Genomic DNA, 18,073 nt, shown 5'->3' with positions numbered 1-18,073 from the left:
GCAGTAGCAGTCGTTTCCAGGGGGTAGTACGTGTCCACAGAGCCACGAGTCATCGCGGGACGTTACCGCGTCGACGAGCTCATCGGGCATGGCGGTATGGCCAAGGTCTACCGCGGCTATGACCTCACCCTCGGGCGCGAGGTCGCGATCAAGATCCTCGACGCCGAGCTGGCCCGCGACACCACGTTCCGCACACGGTTCCGCCTGGAAGCGCAGGCGGCATCGCGGATGTCCCACCCCTCGATCGTGCGCGTGTACGACGCCGGGGATCCGTCCGCGACCGACTCCTCCTCCGACGAGCCGCCGTACATCGTGATGGAACTCGTCAAGGGCACCCTCCTCAAGGACATCATCTCCGCAGGCCCCGTGCCGGTGGAGGACGCGGTCCGCTACGTCGACGGCATCCTCGAAGCTCTGGACTATTCGCACCGAGCAGGAGTCGTCCACCGCGACATCAAGCCGGGCAACGTGATGGTGACCGACAAGGGTCAGGTCAAGGTGATGGACTTCGGTATCGCCCGAGCCGTCTCCGACTCGTCGTCCACCGTGGCCGAGACCACCCAGATCATCGGGACCGCCGCCTACTTTTCGCCGGAGCAGGCCAAGGGCGAGCCCGTCGACGCACGTGCCGACCTCTACTCGACCGGCGTCGTCCTGTACGAGTTGCTCACAGGACGCCAGCCGTTCCGCGGAGAGTCGCCGGTGGCGGTCGCCTACCAGCACGTCAGCGAGACACCGGTCCCGCCGACCGAGGTGAACGAAGACGCCCCCGGCGCCCTCGACCCGATCGTCCTCCGTGCCCTCGCGAAGGATCCGTACCAGCGCTACCCGGATGCCGCGCACTTCCGCGCCGCCCTGGACGCCGCCGTCGCCGGAGACGCACCGACGCGCAAGCAGCTCGGAGCGCTCACCAGCGAGCTGTACGGCCCGAGCCCGCGACAGGCACAGGAGACGGCTCGGTCCCTGCGCCAGCTCAGCTCCGACACCACGATGACCCGTACCCAGTCCGGCCCTCCGGTGGCGTGGATCTGGGCGGGGGTCGCCCTCCTCGCGGTGCTGCTGGCGTCCGTGCTGTTCTGGGTCGTCACGATCAGCATGCGACCGCCCGAGGTGCCCAGCACTTCCCGCATCATCCCGAACCTCGAGAACGTCTCCGCGGAGCGCGCACAGGATGAGCTGGCGAAACTCGATCTGACCTCGAAGATCGTGATCGAGTCGAGTCCCGAGATCAGCGAAGGCAACGTCATCCGCACCGACCCCGAAGCCGGCGTCTCGGTGGAGGAGGGCACCACCGTGACCCTCCACGTGTCCTCCGGCGTCGAGACGGTCACCGTCCCGAAGATCGAGGGCATGGGATTGGACGACGCCACGAAGGCGTTGACGGCGGCGGGCCTCGAGCTCGGTACCGTGGTCCAGCGCAACGACAAGGCCTTGGCCGAGGGCACCGTCATCTCCGCCAGTGAGAAGGCCGAGACCGAAGTCTCTCCGGGAACAGTGGTGAACCTGGTCGTGGCGAGCGGGAAGGTCACGCTGACCGATGTCGTCGGCTGGACCGTCGACGCCGCCACGACGAACCTCACCGACCTCGGTCTCAACCCGGTGGCGGTGGAAGACGCGGAGTGTCCCGCCACCGACCCGACGACCGTGAACTCGATGTCGGCGGCTCCGGGCGATGTCCCGGTCGGCTCCACCGTCGAACTGCGGTACTGCAGCGGCAGCTGATCGGGTTCCGAGGCGTCGGCGCGCCGGCCTCAGCGTGAGAGCGGGTGCAGGCGCTCCGATCGGGCGACGGCGCTCGTCGCACCGCACAGCTCCAGCCAGTTCGCCAGAAGCCGGTAGCCGCCTTCGGTCAGCACGCTCTCGGGGTGGAACTGCACGCCGTACAGCGGCAGCTCGCGGTGAGCGAGCCCCATCACGGTGCCGTCCTCGGTCCATGCGGTGACCGTGACGTCCGGAGGAAGGTCGGCCTCCGCGAGCGTCAACGAGTGATAGCGGCCGGCGGAGAACGGTGAGGGGATGCCGGCGAACAAGGCGGATCCGTCGTGCCTGACGGCCGAGACCATCCCGTGCATGAGCTCCGGCGCCTCGCTGACCGTCGTGCCGAGGGCTTCGCCGATCGTCTGGTGCCCCAGACACACGCCGAGCGTCGGTACTCCGAGCCGAGCGGCGATGCGGACCGCGGCGATCGATGCCCCGGCATCGGTCGGCGCTCCGGGTCCGGGCGAGAGCAGCAGGGCGTCGTGCGCGAGGATCATCGACTCGAGAGCCTCGGCATCCAGGGAATCGGACTCGACCATCAGGGTCTCCGCCCCCAGTTCGTGCAGATAGCCGACGAGGGTGTGCACGAAGCTGTCGTGGTTGTCGACCACGAGCACTCGGGTCATTCGACGTCGACCTCGCCGGGGGCGACGATCGGGCTCACCCACGGGAAGACGTACCAGAACAGGCCGTACAGGACGGCGGCGATGACGACGAGCAGGATGAGCACGCGCAGCCACCACGGGCCGGGCAGCAGGCGCCAGAGTGCGGCGTACATCAGTCTTCTCCCTCGTAGATGTCCATGATCACACCGACGGTGCGGCCGGCGGAGGCGGCGGGTCGGTCAGAGCCTGGGGAGGCCCCTCGGCACGAGGCTGGAAGCTCTCGAACACCCCGTAGGCGACGATGCGCTCGGCGAGCGAGTACAGCGGGGAACAGGCGGTGAGCGTGATGTACTGCTCTCCGGTCTGCTGCTCGGGCATCTGCGGCACGTCGGCGAGCACGTCGGTCTGCGTCGGCTTGACGTACTCCAGCGTCCGGAAGCGGTAGGTGTACCAGCCCTCGGGCGTCTCGACGACGATCGCATCGTTCAGCTGCAGCTTGTCGAGCTGATTGAAGGGCTTGCCCCATGTCGTGCGGTGCCCGGCCATCGAGAAGTTGCCGACCTCGCCCGGCATCTTGGAGTCGGTATAGACGCCGATCCCCTTCTGGTCGAGGGTGCGTGCACGGGACGTGCCCCCGTAGATTCCGAAGTTGTAGTCGGCGCCGAATCGCGGGATGTGCATCTGCCCGAACCACTCCGCGTCGGCGGGCGCGGCCGGCACCGGCGGAACGTAGGTCGTGGTGCCGTCCTCCGCCTCGACGACCGGGGGCAGCGCAGGGGCTTCGGCCTGCGCGAGCTCTTTCGAGATCGCCGCGCCCTCTTCGTTCTTCTGCGCACTGATGATGATGTCGCCGATCCACATCTGCCAGGCGACGAACAACAGGACGATGACTCCGGCGGTCAGCAGCAGCTCGCCGAGCACACTCGCGAACGTCGCGCGAGACCGTGGTCTCGCGCGACGCGGGCGTCGCCCCCCAGGCACGACGGAAGCAGTCATGGCGCGATCATATCCGGGATCGCTGAACGCATGCCGGTGATCGAGCGATGTGGGCTCGGCAGCTCATGGGTGTCCCGGGTACAATGACGGCATGGCACGTGACCGCAAGACCGAAGAACCCGCCGTCGAGCGCGCCGAAGGCGAAGCCGCTCCCAACGCCGTCTGGTTCAAGCCGGTGATGATCGGCTTCATGCTGCTCGGTCTCGCCTGGATCCTGGTCTTCTACATCTCGGGTACCACGCTCCCGATTCCGGGCCTTGAGAACTGGAACCTGGCGATCGGTCTCGGCATCGCGCTGATCGGCTTCCTGATGACCACGCGCTGGCGCTGACGCCCCCGACTTTCGACGAAGGCCCCCTCGCATCGCGAGGGGGCCTTCGTCATATCTGGAGCGACAGACGACCTGTGCCGCGAGGGGCGGGGTTGTTCCCGGAGCAAGCATCGGGAGGGACCCGCGAAGCGGGAGGGCACCCGCTCTGCGAGCGAAGGGAACAACCCCGCCCCGACCCCACAAGAGTCACCGAGAGCGAAAGTTATCCACAGCCCCCTCCACAGCCTGGGGAGAATTACACCGGTGTTATTCACAGGGGTTAACAACCCTGTTAACAACTTCGGATCAGGACAAAAGGATCAGCGGCGGCACGAAGGCCACGACCACGATCAACAGCACGACCAGCGCCGACAGCAGGATGATCTGCAGGGTCCGCTGCTCTCGACGCTTCGTCTTGACGTAGATCAGAGCGACCAGCGCTCCGACGACGGCACCGCCGAGGTGCGCCTGCCAGGAGATTCCTCCGACGAAGAGACCGAACGCGAAGTTGATTCCGAGGATGACGAGGATTCCCGTCACGTTGGCACCGATGTGGCGACCGATGATCAGCAGCGACGCCAGGAGCCCGAAGATCGCCCCGGATGCTCCGACCGTCCACGAACCGGGCGCGAGGATGGCGACCATCACCGATCCCCCGAGGCCGCTGATCAGATACAGGGCGAGGTAGCGGGTGCGGCCGAGCATGGGCTCGAGGCTCTGCCCCAGCATCCACAGCGCGAGCATGTTGAGTGCCAGGTGGATGAAGCTCCCGTGCACGAGCAGCACGGTGAGAAGACGCCAGGGCTCGAAGGGCACGGCGAAGAGATTCGGGTACAGGAAGGGGGCGAAGAACCCCAGAGCCTGGATGAGCGGGTCTTTGAACCCGGGGATCAGCTGCACCAGCCCGATGAAAGACGTGATGGCGAGCAGCGCGTAGGTGACGACGGGTCGCCCGCCGCGGGTCACGGCCAGGGCACCGCCCCGACCACCGCGCCAACGACGTTCGGCCTTCTTCTGCGCGGGCGTCCTGTTCTTCCGCTCGGCGTTCATGCACTCCGGGCAGATGACGCCGACGGGTGCCTGGGTCTGGCACTCGGGACAGATGGTGCGCATGCACCGCTGGCAGAGCACGAAGCTCTGCCGATCCGGATGGCGATAGCAGAAGTTGTCGCGATTGCTCGTGAACTCAGGCGTGGTCATCCGGATCGGCCGCAGCTGTCGTCAGGCCGCGACGATGTCGATCGACTGCAGCACGACCGGCTCGACCGGGCGGTCGCCGGGGCCCGTCTGCACGGCGCCGATCGCGTCGACGACAGCCTTGGAGGCGTCATCGGCGACCTCGCCGAAGATCGTGTGCTTGCCCTGCAGCCACGGCGTCGGGTCGGTGGTGATGAAGAACTGCGAGCCGTTGGTGCCCTCGGGCTTGCCGGTGATGGCGTTGCGGCGGAGGCCGGCATTGGCCATCGCGAGGATGTAGGGCTCGTTGAAGTTGAGCTCCATGTTGATCTCGTCGTCGAAGTTGTAGCCGGGGCCTCCGACGCCCTGTCCGAGCGGGTCGCCGCCCTGGATCATGAAGTTCGGGATGATGCGGTGGAAGATGACGTCCTTGTAGAGAGGACCCTCGCCGGGCTTGCCGGTGGCGGGATCGGTCCACTCCTGAGTGCCGTCGGCGAGCCCGACGAAGTTCTTGACCGTCTTGGGGGCGTGGTCGCCGAAGAGGTTGATGACGATGTCACCGTGGTTGGTGTGCAGGGTTGCGACGTGGGAAGCGTGAGCCATGTCCTCATTCTCGCAGAGCTTCCGGTGAGTTCGCCCGGTGTACCGCGGATCCGATGATGGCGCAAGGGTCCGGTGATTCCCGCCCGGCATCCAGGCTCTCGTGGCAAGATGGGGAACCCGTACTCCAATGGACAGGAGAGCATCGTGAGCCTCAGCCGCAAGCGGAAGAAGGAACTGCGTCGTCTTCAGAAAGACGCGAACCAGCTCTGGGAGAACCAGCAGGTGCTCGTCGGCCACGCCGCCGAGGTCGCACGCGAAGCCGGCCGTCAGCTCGGCAGCATCAATCGCGAGCAGGTCGTGCCTGTCATCCAGGACACGTACAACCGTCGTGTCGCACCGGTCGTCGACCGTGGCGTCAAGATGGGTCGGCACGTCGTCGACGACAAGGTCGTCCCGATCGTGGGTGGAGTCGTCGGATCCGCGCTGACCGCCTGGGACGTCGCGAACGCCAAGCGCTACGGCGTCACGCCTCCCGCTCCGCGCGGCGCCTTCGGCAAGAAGCAGAAGTCGGGCCCCGGCCTCGGATCGGTCATCGCGATCGTCCTCGGTGCCGCTGCCGCCATCGGTGTCCTCTACGCCGCCTGGCAGACGCTTCGTGCCGATGACGAGCTCTGGGTCGCGGACGACCCGCTCGCAGCCCCCGACGCGTGAACACTTCGGCTCCCGCCTCCGTCGCCTCCGGTGGCGGAGGCGGTCCGCATGCGCGGGTGCGTGAGGCCGCGCAAGCCCGCGGTCTCGACATCGAGATCCGCGAGCGTCCGGCCGCCGGCAGCCTGTTCGAGGCGGCGGAGCTGCTCGGCATCCCCGCGTCCGGCATCGTGAAGACCCTCGTGGTGAAGCGCTCGGACGACACCTTCCTGTTCGCCCTCGTGCCGGGCGGACGTTCGATCTCGTGGCCGAAGCTGCGTGCGCTGGTCGGAGTCAACAAACTACGGCTCCCGGAACCAGAACTCGCCCTCGCGGCGACCGGCTACGAACGAGGCACCATCGTGCCGATCGGCAGCACCACCGACTGGCCCGTCTACGCCGACGAGTCCATCGTCGGACAGCGCATCGCGATGGGTGCGGGAACGCACGGATTCAGCCTGTTCGTCGAAGCCGACGACCTCATCGCCGCATACGGGGCGACCGTCGCCGACATCTCCGTACCCGAAGAGCGCTGACGCCGCACGCTGACGCTCGGCCTCGGCTCAGAGGAGGCCGGCCATGCGCATCGCGATGTCGACCAGCTTGACGCGCTGCAGCTCGGCGACGGAGGTCAGCGGGAACCACTCCGCCATGTCGGTCGAACCGTCGGTCTCGAAGCGGAGCTTGCCCCCGGTGACCGCGCCGCGATAGACGATGCGCAGGGTGTGCAGCGGCTCGGCGGCCTTGTGCACACGCCGGCCGGCCGGGATCACACGGGAGTGGATCCCCAGGAGTTCGCCGACTTTGATGCTGTAGCCCGTCTCCTCACGGAGTTCGCGCCGCACCGCGTCTTCCGGCGACTCCCCGGGCTCGAGCCCGCCACCGGGCATGGTCCACGCCACCCGCCGTCCTTCGGTCCAGCGCGCCAGGAGCAGGCGGCCGTCGTCATCGGTGACGACCGCATACGCCGCGACACGCAGGTCCATGCGTCACACACTATCCGCCGATGAGGGCGGTCGATGACCGCGTGTCAGACGACCCGCACACCCGCCAAGTAGGTGGACGTCACCTGCGTCGCGGCGAGGTCTTCAGCGGAAACCGTGACCGGGTCGCGATCCACGACGATGAAGTCCGCGAGGAGTCCGGGGGCGAGGACGCCCACCTCCCGCTCGCTGAAGAGCTGCCAGGCGGCGTTCGCCGTGTGCGCGAGGAGCGCCTGATCCCTGGTGACCGGTGTGCCGCCGGGCATCCGATAGCCGTTGCGGGTGGTGCGGGTCTCGGCGACCGCCATGTTGCGGAAAGGTTCGTTCGGGGTGACCCACCCGTCGTTGTGGAACGTCACGCGATGTCCGGCCGCGAACGCGGCGCCGGCATCCGCCCAGGCACCCCCGTGCTCCGGACCGAAGAGATCATCGACGAGCACCTCGCCCCAGTACGTGATGTGGTCGACGAACAGACTCACCGTGACCCCCAGTGATGCGGCGCGCTCGAACTGCACCGGCGTCATCGCGCCGCAGTGCTCCAGCCGGAATCGGTGATCGGTGAGCCCGTGCCGCGCGATGATCTGCGCGAAGACATCGAGGGTCGCGTCGATCGCCAGGTCGCCGTGCGCATGACACGCCAGCTGCCACCCCGCACCGGCATAGGGCTCGGCGATGGCCGACAGCTCGTCCGAGGTGTAGTTCGCCCGGCCGATGTGGTGCGGCTCGAGTCCGAGCGCACGGGTCGCCGGGGTGTCGAGGTACGGGAAGGAGGTGGCGATGTTGCCGACCCAGGGAGAGCCGTCCGACCACGTCTTCACTCCCGTCTGCCGGAAGAACGGGTCGCCGCCGCCTCGTGCGGAGGGGATCCCGCCCGGACGGGACATCTCGTACCACCGGAGGCGCACCGGCATCTCACCCTTCGCACGCAGGGCGTCGATGAGCGGACCGAGTCCGGGGTTCCACGACAGGTCGGCCACGGTGGTGATGCCCCGCGAAGCCAAATCGCGCAGGTGTGCAGGAAGGATGCGGGGGAGCTGCTCCTGTGCCTTCGCGAGCATCGGAGCGACGACCATCTCGACCGCGGCAGCCTCGAGGGCGACACCGGTGAGCTCCCCGTCGGCGTCCCGTCCGAACGAGGCACCGGCGGGATCGGGGGTGGTCCGGTCGAGGCCTGCGGCGAGCGCGGCAGCGGTGTTGAAGTAGACGGAGTGACCGGAGTTGTGGATCACGACGAGAGGAACGCCGCCGGCCAGCTCGTCGAGGAAGTGGATGTCGGGATCGGGGAGTCCGCGCTGCAGCAGCGAGTCCCAGCCGTTCGCGAAGACGGCTTCCCCACCGGCCTCCGCGACCGCCGTGCGCAGAGCTGCCAGCACGCCCTCGGCCTGGGGAACGACCACGGGCCGGAGGTCGACGACCAGGTCGGACAGCAGGATCGCCGCGAATCCGGGATGCCCGTGCGGCTCGATCAGCCCGGGCATGACCCATCCGTCGAGCGCGACCACGTCGGCATCGGGGTGGGCGCGGCGAACCTCTTCCGCCGAGCCGATGGCCACGATGGTGGCGTCGTCGACGGCCATGGCTTCGACCTGGATGTCGGTGCTCGGCGCGAAGGGACGTATGCGGCCGGTGAAGACTGTCGTCATGGCGTCAGTCTGTCAGGCGTCGGCGCCACGGCGGGGATCGATCAGGAATCGAGAAGCACGCCCGCGTCTCTCCTCCGTAGTGTGAAGTCCACACCGGCAGCACACCGAGAGGACCGAAGATGGCCGAGAAAGAGAAGAACTTCAGCGCCGAAGAACGCGAGGCGATGCAGGCCGCCGCGAAGGAGGCCCGCACCCGGCGTTCCCGGGCGAAGAAGACACCGGAAGAACTGCGGGCAGCAGGGGAGGCCGACATCACGGAGGCCATCGAGAAGCTCACCGCCGAGGACCAGGCTCTGGCGAAGAAGCTGCATGCCCTCGTGTCGGAGGTCGCCCCGGAGCTGGTGCCGCGCACGTACTACGGGATGCCGGCGTGGGGTCGTGACGGGAAGGTGCTCTGCTTCTTCCAGCCCGCGAGCAAGTTCAAGGTGCGCTACGGCACCTTCGGCTTCGAACCGATCTCGAACCTCGACGACGGCACGGTCTGGCCGACCGCGTACGCCGTGACCGCACTCACCGACGCCGATCTGGAGTTCCTCGCGGAACGCATCCGCGTCGCGATCAGCTGACCGTCGACCCGGCGGCGACCGCGCAGTAGCGTGGATGTCGTGAGCACACTCCCGTTCCCCGCCTCCGTCTACTCCGCCCGGCTCAGCCGCGCCGCTTCCCTCGCCGCCGACGCGGGGCTCGACGCCATCGTGGTCGGTCCCGGGCCGGATCTGCAGTATCTGGTGGGAGTGGAAGGCGACACGATCGAGCGGCTGACGGCCCTCGTGATCGCCCCCGGCGCGACGCCGACGGTCGTGGTGCCGCGCATGGAACTCGCAAAGGTGCGCAGCACGGCTGTCGGCGAGCTGGGTCTCGCGGTCGCCGACTGGGTCGATGGAGAAGACCCGTATGCGCTGGTGACTTCGGCGGTGGGCGACGCCGCCCGTGTGGGTGTCTCCGATGCCCTCCCCGCGCTGCACGTCCTCCCGATCGGGGATCGTCTCGGGGTGCGCCTCGAGCTCGCGACTCCGGTGCTGCGCGAAGGGCGGATGATCAAGGATGCCGAGGAGATCGCCGAACTGCGCCGGGCCGGAGAAGCCATCGACGCGGTGCATAGACGGGTGCACGAGTGGCTTCGGGCAGGACGCACCGAGCGCGAAGTGGCAGCCGACATCGCCGAGGCCATCGTCACGGAGGGCCATCGCACGGTCGAGTTCGTGATCGTCGGGTCGGGTCCGAACGGCGCCGACCCGCACCACGAGGTGTCGGATCGGGTGATCGAGGAGGGCGACATCGTCGTGGTCGACATCGGCGGTGCGGTCCCGAGCGGATACAACTCGGACAGCACGCGGACCTACGTGGTGGGGACTCCCGCCCCCGCAGCCGCCGAACGGATCGCGGTGCTCGTGCGGGCGCAGCAGGCAGCGGTCGAAGCCGTGCGTCCCGGTGCCACCGCGGCGGAGGTGGATGCCGCCGCCCGGAGCGTGCTCACCGACGCGGGTCTGGGGGAGGCGTTCCTGCATCGCACCGGCCACGGCATCGGCGTCTCGGTGCACGAGGAGCCGTACATCGCTCCGGGCAACGACCTGGTCCTGCGGGAAGGCATGGCGTTCAGCATCGAGCCCGGCATCTACTTCGCCGGCGAGTGGGGTGCCCGCATCGAGGACATCGTCGTCGTCACGGCGGACGGTGGGGAGCGGCTCAACGTCGCGCCGCACGGTCTCACCGCGGTCGGCCTCCGCTGACCTCACGCGCTGACCGAGCGCGAGCACTTCCCGCGATACGATCGGCGCATGCGCCGCCGCCGCAAGGTCTCTTCCGCCACCGCATCACCGGCGACCCGAGCACGGTACGCGAAACGCCGCCAGAATCGACTCGCCCGCGTCGACAACGACCTCACCGACGAGCAGTGGTACGACCTCATGGAGGCCTGGGGCGGATGCGCCTACTGCGGCGGTGACGGCGCAGCCCTGCAGCGCGACTGCATCCAGCCCGTGTCGCGCGGCGGTCGCTACACCCTCGAGAACGTGGTCCCGGCGTGCGCGTCCTGCAATGCCAGCAAGCACAATGACGAGGTGACCGGGTGGCTGCGACGGAAGAAGCTCGATGAGCGGACTTTCCTCGTCCGTCATGCCACCATCCTGCGCGCCTTGCGGCCCTCCCCGGACGGCACCGCCCTCCCCTAGTCACTAGTCTCGACTCATGACGACGATCGCGCCCCTCACCGCCGCAGACCAGCCCGAGTGGCTCGCTCTCTGGCGGGGGTACCTCGCTTTCTACGAGACCGACCTCGACGAGACGATCACCGCATCCACCTTCGAGCGACTGGTCGACCCTGATGGCGGTATCCAGGGGGCCATCGCCCGCGACGAAACGGGTACGGCCGTGGGCATCGTGCACTGGTTGACGCATGCCGCGACGTGGACGACCACGGACTACTGCTACCTCGAAGACCTGTTCGTGGCACCCGACGTCCGCGGCGGCGGTGTCGGGCGGGCACTGATCGCGCACGTGCGAGCGTGGGCCGAGCAGCACGGATCCGCGAAGGTCTACTGGCTCACCGCCGAGTCGAACACCACCGCGCGTGGCCTTTACGATCGTGTCGCCTCCCGGTCGGGGATGATCCACTACCAGATCGATCTCGCCTGACGCGGGGATGATGGGTGCATGCGCGTCGAGAGAGTGGTCCCTGATCTCACCGTGACCGATCTCCGTTCCGCGGTCGCCGAGCATTCGGCGGTGCTCGGGCTGCGGGTGCTGATGGACCACGGCTGGATCGTGACGCTCGGCGACGAGGAGGGGCACCAGCTCAGCCTGATCACCCGCGACGCCTCGGCACCGGTGAATCCCGATGTCTCCGTCTTCGTCGACGACGTCACGGCGGCCTTCGCCCGCGCGGAAGCGTTGGGCCTGGAGATCGTGCATCCACTCACCGACGAGCCCTGGGGTGTCACGCGTTTCTTCTACCGCAACTCCGATGGTCGCGTCATCAACGTCGGGATGCACACAGATCGCGAGTGACCGCGAAAAGAGAGAAGCCCCCGGTACGCACCGAGGGCTTCATCTTCCGGTGGAGCCTAGGAGATTCGAACTCCTGACATCCTGCTTGCAAAGCAGGCGCTCTACCAACTGAGCTAAGGCCCCGTGAGGGATTTCTTGAGTTGAGGAGTGGGGCTACCAGGACTTGAACCTGGGACCTCTTCATTATCAGTGAAGCGCTCTAACCGCCTGAGCTATAGCCCCGTCAACCTCCAAGACTTTACCGGAGAAAGACGGAATTTCCGAATCGAGGGCGACGACCCGGGAGTGTCCTCGCCCTCGACCCGGTTCAGCGGCCCGGGCGGATCGTCGCCGTGCCCGCGGAGAGCGATACCTCGATGGTCCGCCGCGCGCTCGATGCCTCCTGCACCTTCGAGTTGAGGGTGCCGGCGCTGATGTCCTGGCTCACGGCGTACTCGACATCGGGCAGGGTCAGATCGAGCGATCCGGCACTGACATCGATCGTGGTTTGCGACGGCGGCGTGCCGGTCAGCTCGACCGTGAGGTCGCCCGCGGATACGCCGAGATCGGCCACGGTCACGCCATCGAGGAGGATGTCGGCGCGACCGGCGCTCATCTGCACGTCGAGTTCGGTGGCCGACCCGGTGACGTCGAGCGCGCCGGCGCTCACGGTGGCGTCGAGCACCCCGAAGTCGCCCTCCACGTCGAGGCTGCCGGCATCCAGTGTGAGGTCGGCATCGAGCTCCGCGTCCCGCAAGCTCTCCGGCAGCGTGAGCACGGCGATCTGCTCGTCCCCGAACCAACTGCCGAACCACCACCCGAACACGCTGTCCGGGCTCCGCACGATCAGTTCGTCGCCGTCACGTTCGAAGGTCCACGCGGGTCCTCGCCCGTTGGTGATCGCCAGCTCTGCCTGATCCACGTCGCCGAACTCGACGCGCATGCTGCTGGCATCCGCATCCAGGTCGATACCCTCGATGCCTTGCGCGTTCGCGGTCTGCACGGAATCCGGCCGGCTCGACGAGATGACGGAACCCGCCGCGGCGGCGACCGCTGTGCCGCCGGTTCCGAGAAGGGCGATCCCGCCCACCACCGCTGTCACGACCAGGACGGCCGTGGCTCCGGACGAACGCCCTCCCGTGGGACTGGGCGGCGGAGGTGTCGGTGCCCCCTGCGCCGCCGATGGCGGCGACGGAGAGGCGGGCGGGGAAGCGGGCGGGGAAGCGGGCGGCGGGGTGAGCGGGGTGTGCTCGCCCGGGAAGCCGTTGTTGTCGGTGGTCATCGTGCCACTCCTGTCTGGCCGGTCGGCGGCGTCGGGCCGCCCGTGTTCTCGATGTGGGCGAGCGCGGCGAGCACGCGGCGATTGCCGGACTCGTCCGGGTCGAAGCCCAGCTTCTGGAAGATGGAGGTGATGTGCTTCTCGACGCTGGCCTCCGAGAGGAACAGCAGACCGGCGATCGCCTGGTTCGACTTCCCCTCGGCGATCAGCGCGAGCACTGTGCGTTCCCGCTCGGTGAGTCGCATCATCTTGTCGTCGCGATTGCGGCGCGTGAGGAGCTGAGCGACGACCTCGGGGTCGAGAACGGTCGCGCCCTCCGAGATGCGCTGCACCGAACCGAGGAACTCCTCGACATCGGCGACCCTGTCCTTGAGCAGGTATCCGAGCGGACCGCCCTGCGCCGCGATCAGATCCGAGGCGTATCGCTCCTCGACGTACTGCGAGAGGACGAGGATCGCGAGCGACGGGCGCGAGGCCCGCAGACCGAGCGCGGCGCGGATGCCCTCGTCGGTGAAGGTCGGAGGCAACCGCACGTCGAGGATGCAGAGATCCGGTGCACTACCGGCCACCGTCTGCTCGAGCTCCACCGTGTCAGCGAGAGCGGCGACCACCTCATGCCCTGCGTCCTCCAACAGGCGAACGAGGCCTTCTCTCAGCAGGACCGAGTCCTCGCAGATCAGGATGCGCACGGTACGTTCACCTCCAGGCTGGTCGGTCCGCCCTGCGGGCTGTCGAGGCGGAAGGTCCCTCCCGCGGCGAGGATGCGGTTGGCGATGCCGTCCAGACCCCCACCGGGCTGCACCTGAGCGCCTCCGATACCGTTGTCCTCCACGCGGGCCCAGAGGGTGTTGCCCTCACGCACGCGCACGGTCACCCGGGCTTCACTGGCCCGCGAGTGCTTGGCCGCGTTGGTCAGGGACTCCGCGATCGAGAAGTACACGGCGGCCTCGGCCTCACGGCTGCACCGGCCGTCCATCCGGACATCGAGGTGCACGGGAATGTGCGACCTCCCGGCAAGAGCGGAAAGGGCGGCGTCGAGACCACGATCATCGAGCACCGAGGCGTGAATGCCGCGAGCGAGTTGGCGGAGTTCCGTGATCGCTGCCTTGGTCGAGGTGTGAGCCTCGTTGATCAGCTCCTTGGCGGCCTCCGGATCGTTGTCGATCTTCTGCTGCGCGAGTCCGAGCGTCATCCCGACCGAGACCAGCCGCGGCTGTACCCCGTCGTGCAGATCGCGCTCGATCCGGGTGCGCTCCACATCGGCGGCGCGCACCGCACCCTCACGCTGGGCGGTCGACGTGCGGACGCGCTCGGTGAGCTCGGTCTCCTTGCTGCGGATCACGATCGCGAGGGAGAGGGTTCGATGCAGCAGTGCCAGCCCGATCATCCCGACGACGCAGGCGGCGAGGCCGAGGACGCCGATCAGCGGAGCCCAGGCCACGGGGATCCCCCCGCCACCGAACGGTCCGATCACGGAGTCCGCGGCCGTGAGCGGGGCGAACGAGATGATGATCGACCACACCAGACCCCAGAAGAGTCGGAGGACGACGAAGCCGAGCACGGCGGAGATGGCGAAGTTCGCCACTGCCCGCCACATCCGGCCGTCGATGGCCTGCGGTCCGAGGGACCGCAACCACCCGCCGAATCCGGGACGATCACGCGGCTGTAAACGCAGCGGCGGGATCGGCGTGCGGTAGAGCGCGCCGACACGAGCGACCTCGAACCAGCCGAGTCCGTAAAGGGCGTAGACGAGTCCGACCAGGAGGACGACGCCGATGCCGGCGGCGAAGAGGAGGCCGATGCCGGTGCCGAGAAGGCCGCCGAGCATGCCGAAGATGACGCCGCCGAGGACGCCGACGCCTGCCAGATGCAAGATCGTGAGGAAGATGCGCAACGGCGGCTTCACCGCGGTTGCGGAAGCCGGGGTCGCAGTCTGAGTGGTCATGCTTCCACGGTACGGCGGGGCCGTTGCGCGCGGCACCGAGTCACCCGGACACTCTGTTTCGGGTTTTCCGTAACGCGCGCTCCGGATCGCCCGCATGCGGCACGCTGCTCGGCACCACCGGCGTCGTGTAGCAACCGCTCGAGGGAACGACGAAGGGCGGATGCCGCAGCATCCGCCCTTCGTGTGTCCGTGTGAGGGATCAGTTCGACATGAACCCGACGAGCAATCCGCCCGTCACCTTCACGGCGAGGTTGTAGATGCCGGCGACCACGGCGCCGAGCACCGTGAAGACGATGAGATTCAGGATGGCGACGACCGCCGCGAAGGCCATGACCTGCGGCAGTCCGACGACCTCGGACAGCACGAAAGCGTTGTCGGTGATGCCGACCAGGAAGCTCTCGGCCGTCGTCATGACGTTCGTCGCCTGGAGCACCAGGAAGATGAGGAAGAACGACACCATCGTGACGACCGCGAGGGCCACGGCTCCGAGGAACGACAGCTTCACCGCCGACCAGAAGTCGACGTAGACCAGACGAAGCCGGACCTGCTTGCCGCCTGTCTTGCGTGTCGACTTCTTCGCCAGCTTGTCGGCCACTGTACTCATGCGTCTGTATCCTCGGGGGTTTCTGTCGTCTCAGGTGCCTGGATCTCGGCATCCTCCGCTTCGGCCTCTTCTTCGGCGAGGCCACGCTCACCGTTACGGGCGATGGCGAGGATGCGATCGGCCTCCGTCGTCCGGGCGAACACCACTCCCATGGTGTCGCGACCCTTGGCGGGGACCTCGGCCACGGCAGAGCGTACCACCTTGCCGCTGGACAGAACCACCAAGACCTCGTCGTCCTCTGCGACGATCAGACCGCCCGCGAGAGTGCCCCGATCGTCGTTCAACTTGGCGACCTTGATGCCTGTCCCGCCGCGTCCCTGGACCCGGTATTCCTCGATCGCGGTGCGCTTCGCGTAGCCGCCGTCGGTGACGACGAAGACGAACTTCCCCGGGGCGGCGACGGAGGCCGAGAGCAGGGAGTCGTCGTCGATCTTGAACTTCATGCCCCGAACACCGGCCGTCGCGCGACCCATCGGACGCAGCGCCTCATCGGTGGCCTCGAAGCGCACCGACATCCCGTGCCGGCTGATGAGGAGGATGTCGTCCTCCGCGTTCACGAGGAGCGCGCTGACCAGCTCGTCCTCCTCGTTCAGACGGATCGCGATGACGCCGCCCTGGCGGTTGGTGTCGTACGTGTCGAGCCGGGTCTTCTTGACGAGGCCCTCTCGGGTGGCGAGCACGAGGTAGTCCGCCACCCCGTAGTCACGGATGTCGAGCACCTGGGCGATGCTCTCGTCGGGCTGCAGTGCGAGGAGGTTCGCGACGTGCATGCCCTTGGCGTCGCGTCCGGCCTCCGGCACCTCGTAGGTCTTCGCGCGGTAGACCCGGCCCTTGTCGGTGAAGAACAGCAGCCAGTGGTGCGTTGTCGTCACGAAGAAGTGCTCGACGATGTCGTTCGCCCGCAACTGAGCGCCCTTGACGCCCTTGCCGCCACGGTGCTGGGAGCGGTAGTTGTCACTGCGCGTGCGCTTGATGTAGCCCTCGCGCGTGACGGTCACCACCATCTCTTCTTCGGCGATGAGGTCTTCCATCGACACATCGCCGTCGAAGCCGTGCAGGATGTGCGTGCGACGCTCGTCACCGAAGCGGTCGACGATGCCGGTCAGCTCTTCGCGGATGATCACACGCTGACGACCCTCGTCGGCGAGGATCGCCTTGTAGTCCGCGATCTGGGCCTCGAGCTCGTTCGCCTGATCGATGATCCGCTGACGCTCGAGAGCTGCGAGGCGACGCAGCTGCATCTGCAGGATCGCATCGGCCTGGATCTCGTCGATGTCGAGGAGCTTCTGGAGACCCTCGTTCGCATCCGCCGTGGTCTGCGACCGTCGGATGAGCGCGATGACCTCGTCGAGCGCGTCGAGCGCCTTCAGATATCCGCGCAGGATGTGCATCCGCTTCTCGGCCTCGCGCAGCCGGAACTCTGTGCGTCGCACGATCACATCGATCTGGTGGGAGATCCAGTGCGTGATGAACCCGTCGATCGCGAGCGTGCGCGGGACACCGTCCACGATCGCGAGCATGTTCGCGCCGAAGTTCTCCTGCAACTGCGTGTGCTTGTACAGGTTGTTGAGCACGACCTTCGCGACGGCGTCGCGCTTGAGCACGACGACCAGACGTTGACCCGTGCGGTCCGAGGACTCGTCACGGATGTCGGCGATGCCGGTGATCTTGCCGTCACGGGCCAGGTCGCCGATCTTGACCGCGACGTTGTCGGGGTTGACCTGATAGGGCAGCTCGGTGATGACGAGGCAGGTACGACCCTGGATCTCCTCGACGTTGACGACCGCGCGCATCGTGATCGAGCCGCGACCGGTCCGATACGCCTCGTGGATGCCCTTCGTCCCGAGGATCTGCGCGCCGGTCGGGAAGTCGGGGCCGGGAACGCGCTGGATCAGACCGTCGAGCAGCTCCTCGCGGGGGATGCCGGGGTTGTCCAGCGCCCACAGCGCCGCATCCGCCACCTCGCGCAGGTTGTGCGGCGGGATGTTGGTGGCCATTCCGACCGCGATACCGACGGAACCGTTGACGAGCAGGTTCGGGAACCGGGCGGGGAGAACCGTCGGCTCCTGCGTCTGACCGTCGTAGTTGTCGGTGAAGTCGACGGTCTCCTCTTCGATGTCGCGCACCATCTCGAGCGCGAGCGGAGCCATCTTCGTCTCGGTGTATCGCGGAGCCGCGGCGCCCATGTTCCCGGGGGAACCGAAGTTGCCCTGCCCGAGAGCGAGCGGGTAGCGGAGGGACCACGGCTGAACCAGTCGCACGAGGGCGTCGTAGATCGCCGAGTCGCCATGCGGGTGGTACTGGCCCATGACCTCGCCGACCACACGCGCGCACTTGGAGAACGACTTGTCCGGGCGGAACCCTCCGTCGTACATGCCGTAGATCACACGGCGGTGCACCGGCTTGAGTCCGTCGCGCACATCGGGGAGGGCGCGCCCCACGATGACGGCCATGGCGTAGTCGAGGTAGCTGCGCTGCATCTCCGACTGCAGGTCGACCTGGTCGATCTTGCCGTGATCGTGTTCCGGTTCGGTGCGTTCTTCGTCAGTCATGAATCAA

21 protein-coding genes and 2 tRNA genes are annotated in these 18,073 nt (G+C 67.6%); 9 read left to right on the top strand and 14 right to left on the bottom strand.

Annotation, left to right across the window (positions count from 1 at the left end):
- Positions 1-30 precede the first annotated feature (30 nt).
- Entirely contained in the window at positions 31-1,722 is a 1,692-nt protein-coding gene (gene pknB, locus FGL91_RS04920) for a Stk1 family PASTA domain-containing Ser/Thr kinase (RefSeq protein ID WP_131491633.1), read from the top strand.
- Positions 1,723-1,751: 29 nt separating this feature from the next.
- Here pknB and FGL91_RS04915 read toward each other — a convergent pair whose 3' ends face one another.
- Genes FGL91_RS04915 through FGL91_RS04910 form a run of 3 tightly spaced genes read right to left on the bottom strand, consistent with a single transcriptional unit; the run spans position 1,752 to position 3,359 of the window.
- Positions 1,752-2,384, bottom strand: coding sequence for an anthranilate synthase component II (locus tag FGL91_RS04915; protein ID WP_153243231.1), 633 nt, complete (start codon positions 2,382-2,384; stop codon positions 1,752-1,754).
- On the bottom strand, positions 2,381-2,536 hold the full coding sequence (locus FGL91_RS18870; protein WP_165875400.1) for a hypothetical protein: 156 nt from the start codon (positions 2,534-2,536) through the stop codon (positions 2,381-2,383). Before FGL91_RS18870 ends, FGL91_RS04915 begins: the two co-directional genes overlap by 4 nt.
- A 28-nt stretch (positions 2,537-2,564) precedes the next feature.
- Positions 2,565-3,359 carry a class E sortase gene (locus FGL91_RS04910; protein WP_153243230.1) on the bottom strand — a complete coding sequence of 265 codons (795 nt, stop codon included), beginning with the start codon at positions 3,357-3,359 and terminating at the stop codon, positions 2,565-2,567.
- Between the two features lie 91 nt (positions 3,360-3,450).
- Here FGL91_RS04910 and FGL91_RS04905 point away from each other — a divergent pair, with 91 nt between their 5' ends.
- Positions 3,451-3,690, top strand: a complete 240-nt coding sequence (locus tag FGL91_RS04905) for a cell division protein CrgA (RefSeq protein WP_153243229.1) — start codon at positions 3,451-3,453, stop codon at positions 3,688-3,690.
- A gap of 285 nt (positions 3,691-3,975) precedes the next feature.
- Here the strand turns inward: FGL91_RS04905 and FGL91_RS04900 are convergent, their stop codons facing one another.
- Positions 3,976-4,869, bottom strand: coding sequence for a rhomboid family intramembrane serine protease (locus tag FGL91_RS04900; RefSeq protein WP_131491636.1), 894 nt, complete (start codon positions 4,867-4,869; stop codon positions 3,976-3,978).
- A 21-nt stretch (positions 4,870-4,890) separates the two neighbouring features.
- A complete protein-coding gene (locus FGL91_RS04895; protein WP_047519733.1) occupies positions 4,891-5,448 on the bottom strand; it encodes a peptidylprolyl isomerase in 558 nt (185 codons plus the stop codon).
- 144 nt (positions 5,449-5,592) lie between these two features.
- Between FGL91_RS04895 and FGL91_RS04890 the strand changes: the two genes are divergently transcribed.
- Complete coding sequence (locus tag FGL91_RS04890; protein ID WP_047519770.1) at positions 5,593-6,099, top strand: hypothetical protein; 507 nt, start codon at positions 5,593-5,595, stop codon at positions 6,097-6,099.
- Positions 6,100-6,155: 56 nt separating this feature from the next.
- Entirely contained in the window at positions 6,156-6,611 is a 456-nt protein-coding gene (locus tag FGL91_RS04885; RefSeq protein ID WP_194239360.1) for an aminoacyl-tRNA deacylase, read from the top strand.
- Positions 6,612-6,638: 27 nt separating this feature from the next.
- Here FGL91_RS04885 and FGL91_RS04880 read toward each other — a convergent pair whose 3' ends face one another.
- Positions 6,639-7,061, bottom strand: coding sequence for an NUDIX hydrolase (locus tag FGL91_RS04880; protein WP_047519735.1), 423 nt, complete (start codon positions 7,059-7,061; stop codon positions 6,639-6,641).
- Positions 7,062-7,105: 44 nt separating this feature from the next.
- Complete coding sequence (locus tag FGL91_RS04875; RefSeq protein ID WP_153243228.1) at positions 7,106-8,701, bottom strand: amidohydrolase; 1,596 nt, start codon at positions 8,699-8,701, stop codon at positions 7,106-7,108.
- 119 nt (positions 8,702-8,820) lie between these two features.
- On the opposite strand from FGL91_RS04875, the gene FGL91_RS04870 reads away from it, so the two are divergent.
- The 5 genes from FGL91_RS04870 to FGL91_RS04850 are packed head-to-tail and all read left to right on the top strand — an operon-like array spanning position 8,821 to position 11,707.
- Positions 8,821-9,267: an iron chaperone gene (locus tag FGL91_RS04870; protein WP_153243227.1), complete on the top strand. Its 447-nt coding sequence runs from the start codon at positions 8,821-8,823 to the stop codon at positions 9,265-9,267.
- Between the two features lie 39 nt (positions 9,268-9,306).
- Positions 9,307-10,431 (top strand): M24 family metallopeptidase, encoded by a 1,125-nt coding sequence (locus tag FGL91_RS04865; RefSeq protein WP_153243226.1) that lies wholly within the window; start codon positions 9,307-9,309, stop codon positions 10,429-10,431.
- Between the two features lie 48 nt (positions 10,432-10,479).
- The gene (locus tag FGL91_RS04860; RefSeq protein ID WP_047519740.1) at positions 10,480-10,872 is read left to right on the top strand and encodes an HNH endonuclease; all 393 of its coding nucleotides are present in this window, start codon (positions 10,480-10,482) and stop codon (positions 10,870-10,872) included.
- A gap of 16 nt (positions 10,873-10,888) precedes the next feature.
- Positions 10,889-11,335: a GNAT family N-acetyltransferase gene (locus FGL91_RS04855; protein ID WP_153243225.1), complete on the top strand. Its 447-nt coding sequence runs from the start codon at positions 10,889-10,891 to the stop codon at positions 11,333-11,335.
- A gap of 18 nt (positions 11,336-11,353) precedes the next feature.
- Entirely contained in the window at positions 11,354-11,707 is a 354-nt protein-coding gene (locus FGL91_RS04850) for a VOC family protein (protein ID WP_153243224.1), read from the top strand.
- A 50-nt stretch (positions 11,708-11,757) separates the two neighbouring features.
- Here the strand turns inward: FGL91_RS04850 and FGL91_RS04845 are convergent.
- The 7 genes from FGL91_RS04845 to gyrA form a co-directional block, all read right to left on the bottom strand.
- Positions 11,758-11,830, bottom strand: a tRNA-Ala gene (locus tag FGL91_RS04845).
- A gap of 25 nt (positions 11,831-11,855) precedes the next feature.
- Positions 11,856-11,929: transfer RNA gene (locus tag FGL91_RS04840), tRNA-Ile, on the bottom strand.
- 85 nt (positions 11,930-12,014) lie between these two features.
- Positions 12,015-12,968 carry a DUF4097 family beta strand repeat-containing protein gene (locus FGL91_RS04835; RefSeq protein WP_153243223.1) on the bottom strand — a complete coding sequence of 318 codons (954 nt, stop codon included), beginning with the start codon at positions 12,966-12,968 and terminating at the stop codon, positions 12,015-12,017.
- The gene (locus FGL91_RS04830) at positions 12,965-13,654 is read right to left on the bottom strand and encodes a LuxR C-terminal-related transcriptional regulator (RefSeq protein ID WP_134352586.1); all 690 of its coding nucleotides are present in this window, start codon (positions 13,652-13,654) and stop codon (positions 12,965-12,967) included. Before FGL91_RS04830 ends, FGL91_RS04835 begins: the two co-directional genes overlap by 4 nt.
- Positions 13,642-14,910, bottom strand: a complete 1,269-nt coding sequence (locus tag FGL91_RS04825; RefSeq protein WP_153243222.1) for a sensor histidine kinase — start codon at positions 14,908-14,910, stop codon at positions 13,642-13,644. The genes FGL91_RS04830 and FGL91_RS04825 overlap by 13 nt, the downstream gene beginning before the upstream one ends.
- A 199-nt stretch (positions 14,911-15,109) precedes the next feature.
- Complete coding sequence (locus FGL91_RS04820) at positions 15,110-15,514, bottom strand: DUF3566 domain-containing protein (RefSeq protein WP_047519752.1); 405 nt, start codon at positions 15,512-15,514, stop codon at positions 15,110-15,112.
- Positions 15,511-18,066, bottom strand: a complete 2,556-nt coding sequence (gene gyrA, locus FGL91_RS04815; RefSeq protein WP_131491647.1) for a DNA gyrase subunit A — start codon at positions 18,064-18,066, stop codon at positions 15,511-15,513. The genes FGL91_RS04820 and gyrA overlap by 4 nt, the downstream gene beginning before the upstream one ends.
- Positions 18,067-18,073 lie beyond the last annotated feature (7 nt).

Source organism: Microbacterium sp. CBA3102, assembly GCF_007954505.1.
Lineage (GTDB): Bacteria > Actinomycetota > Actinomycetes > Actinomycetales > Microbacteriaceae > Microbacterium > Microbacterium aurugineum.
The sequence above is the reverse complement of the archived record's forward strand: the minus strand, read 5'-3'. Positions and strand labels throughout refer to the sequence as shown.

What these genes read in the sequence shown, in the direction of transcription:
- FGL91_RS04915 (WP_153243231.1), bottom strand. Translation starts at nt 2,384, where the DNA reads ATGACCCGAGTGCTCGTGGTCGACAACCACGACAGCTTCGTGCACACC.
- FGL91_RS18870 (WP_165875400.1), bottom strand. Translation starts at nt 2,536, where the DNA reads ATGTACGCCGCACTCTGGCGCCTGCTGCCCGGCCCGTGGTGGCTGCGC.
- FGL91_RS04910 (WP_153243230.1), bottom strand. Translation starts at nt 3,359, where the DNA reads ATGACTGCTTCCGTCGTGCCTGGGGGGCGACGCCCGCGTCGCGCGAGA.
- FGL91_RS04905 (WP_153243229.1), top strand. Translation starts at nt 3,451, where the DNA reads ATGGCACGTGACCGCAAGACCGAAGAACCCGCCGTCGAGCGCGCCGAA.
- FGL91_RS04900 (WP_131491636.1), bottom strand. Translation starts at nt 4,869, where the DNA reads ATGACCACGCCTGAGTTCACGAGCAATCGCGACAACTTCTGCTATCGC.
- FGL91_RS04895 (WP_047519733.1), bottom strand. Translation starts at nt 5,448, where the DNA reads ATGGCTCACGCTTCCCACGTCGCAACCCTGCACACCAACCACGGTGAC.
- FGL91_RS04880 (WP_047519735.1), bottom strand. Translation starts at nt 7,061, where the DNA reads ATGGACCTGCGTGTCGCGGCGTATGCGGTCGTCACCGATGACGACGGC.
- FGL91_RS04875 (WP_153243228.1), bottom strand. Translation starts at nt 8,701, where the DNA reads ATGACGACAGTCTTCACCGGCCGCATACGTCCCTTCGCGCCGAGCACC.
- FGL91_RS04870 (WP_153243227.1), top strand. Translation starts at nt 8,821, where the DNA reads ATGGCCGAGAAAGAGAAGAACTTCAGCGCCGAAGAACGCGAGGCGATG.
- FGL91_RS04860 (WP_047519740.1), top strand. Translation starts at nt 10,480, where the DNA reads ATGCGCCGCCGCCGCAAGGTCTCTTCCGCCACCGCATCACCGGCGACC.
- FGL91_RS04855 (WP_153243225.1), top strand. Translation starts at nt 10,889, where the DNA reads ATGACGACGATCGCGCCCCTCACCGCCGCAGACCAGCCCGAGTGGCTC.
- FGL91_RS04850 (WP_153243224.1), top strand. Translation starts at nt 11,354, where the DNA reads ATGCGCGTCGAGAGAGTGGTCCCTGATCTCACCGTGACCGATCTCCGT.
- FGL91_RS04835 (WP_153243223.1), bottom strand. Translation starts at nt 12,968, where the DNA reads ATGACCACCGACAACAACGGCTTCCCGGGCGAGCACACCCCGCTCACC.
- FGL91_RS04825 (WP_153243222.1), bottom strand. Translation starts at nt 14,910, where the DNA reads ATGACCACTCAGACTGCGACCCCGGCTTCCGCAACCGCGGTGAAGCCG.
- FGL91_RS04820 (WP_047519752.1), bottom strand. Translation starts at nt 15,514, where the DNA reads ATGAGTACAGTGGCCGACAAGCTGGCGAAGAAGTCGACACGCAAGACA.
- gyrA (WP_131491647.1), bottom strand. Translation starts at nt 18,066, where the DNA reads ATGACTGACGAAGAACGCACCGAACCGGAACACGATCACGGCAAGATC.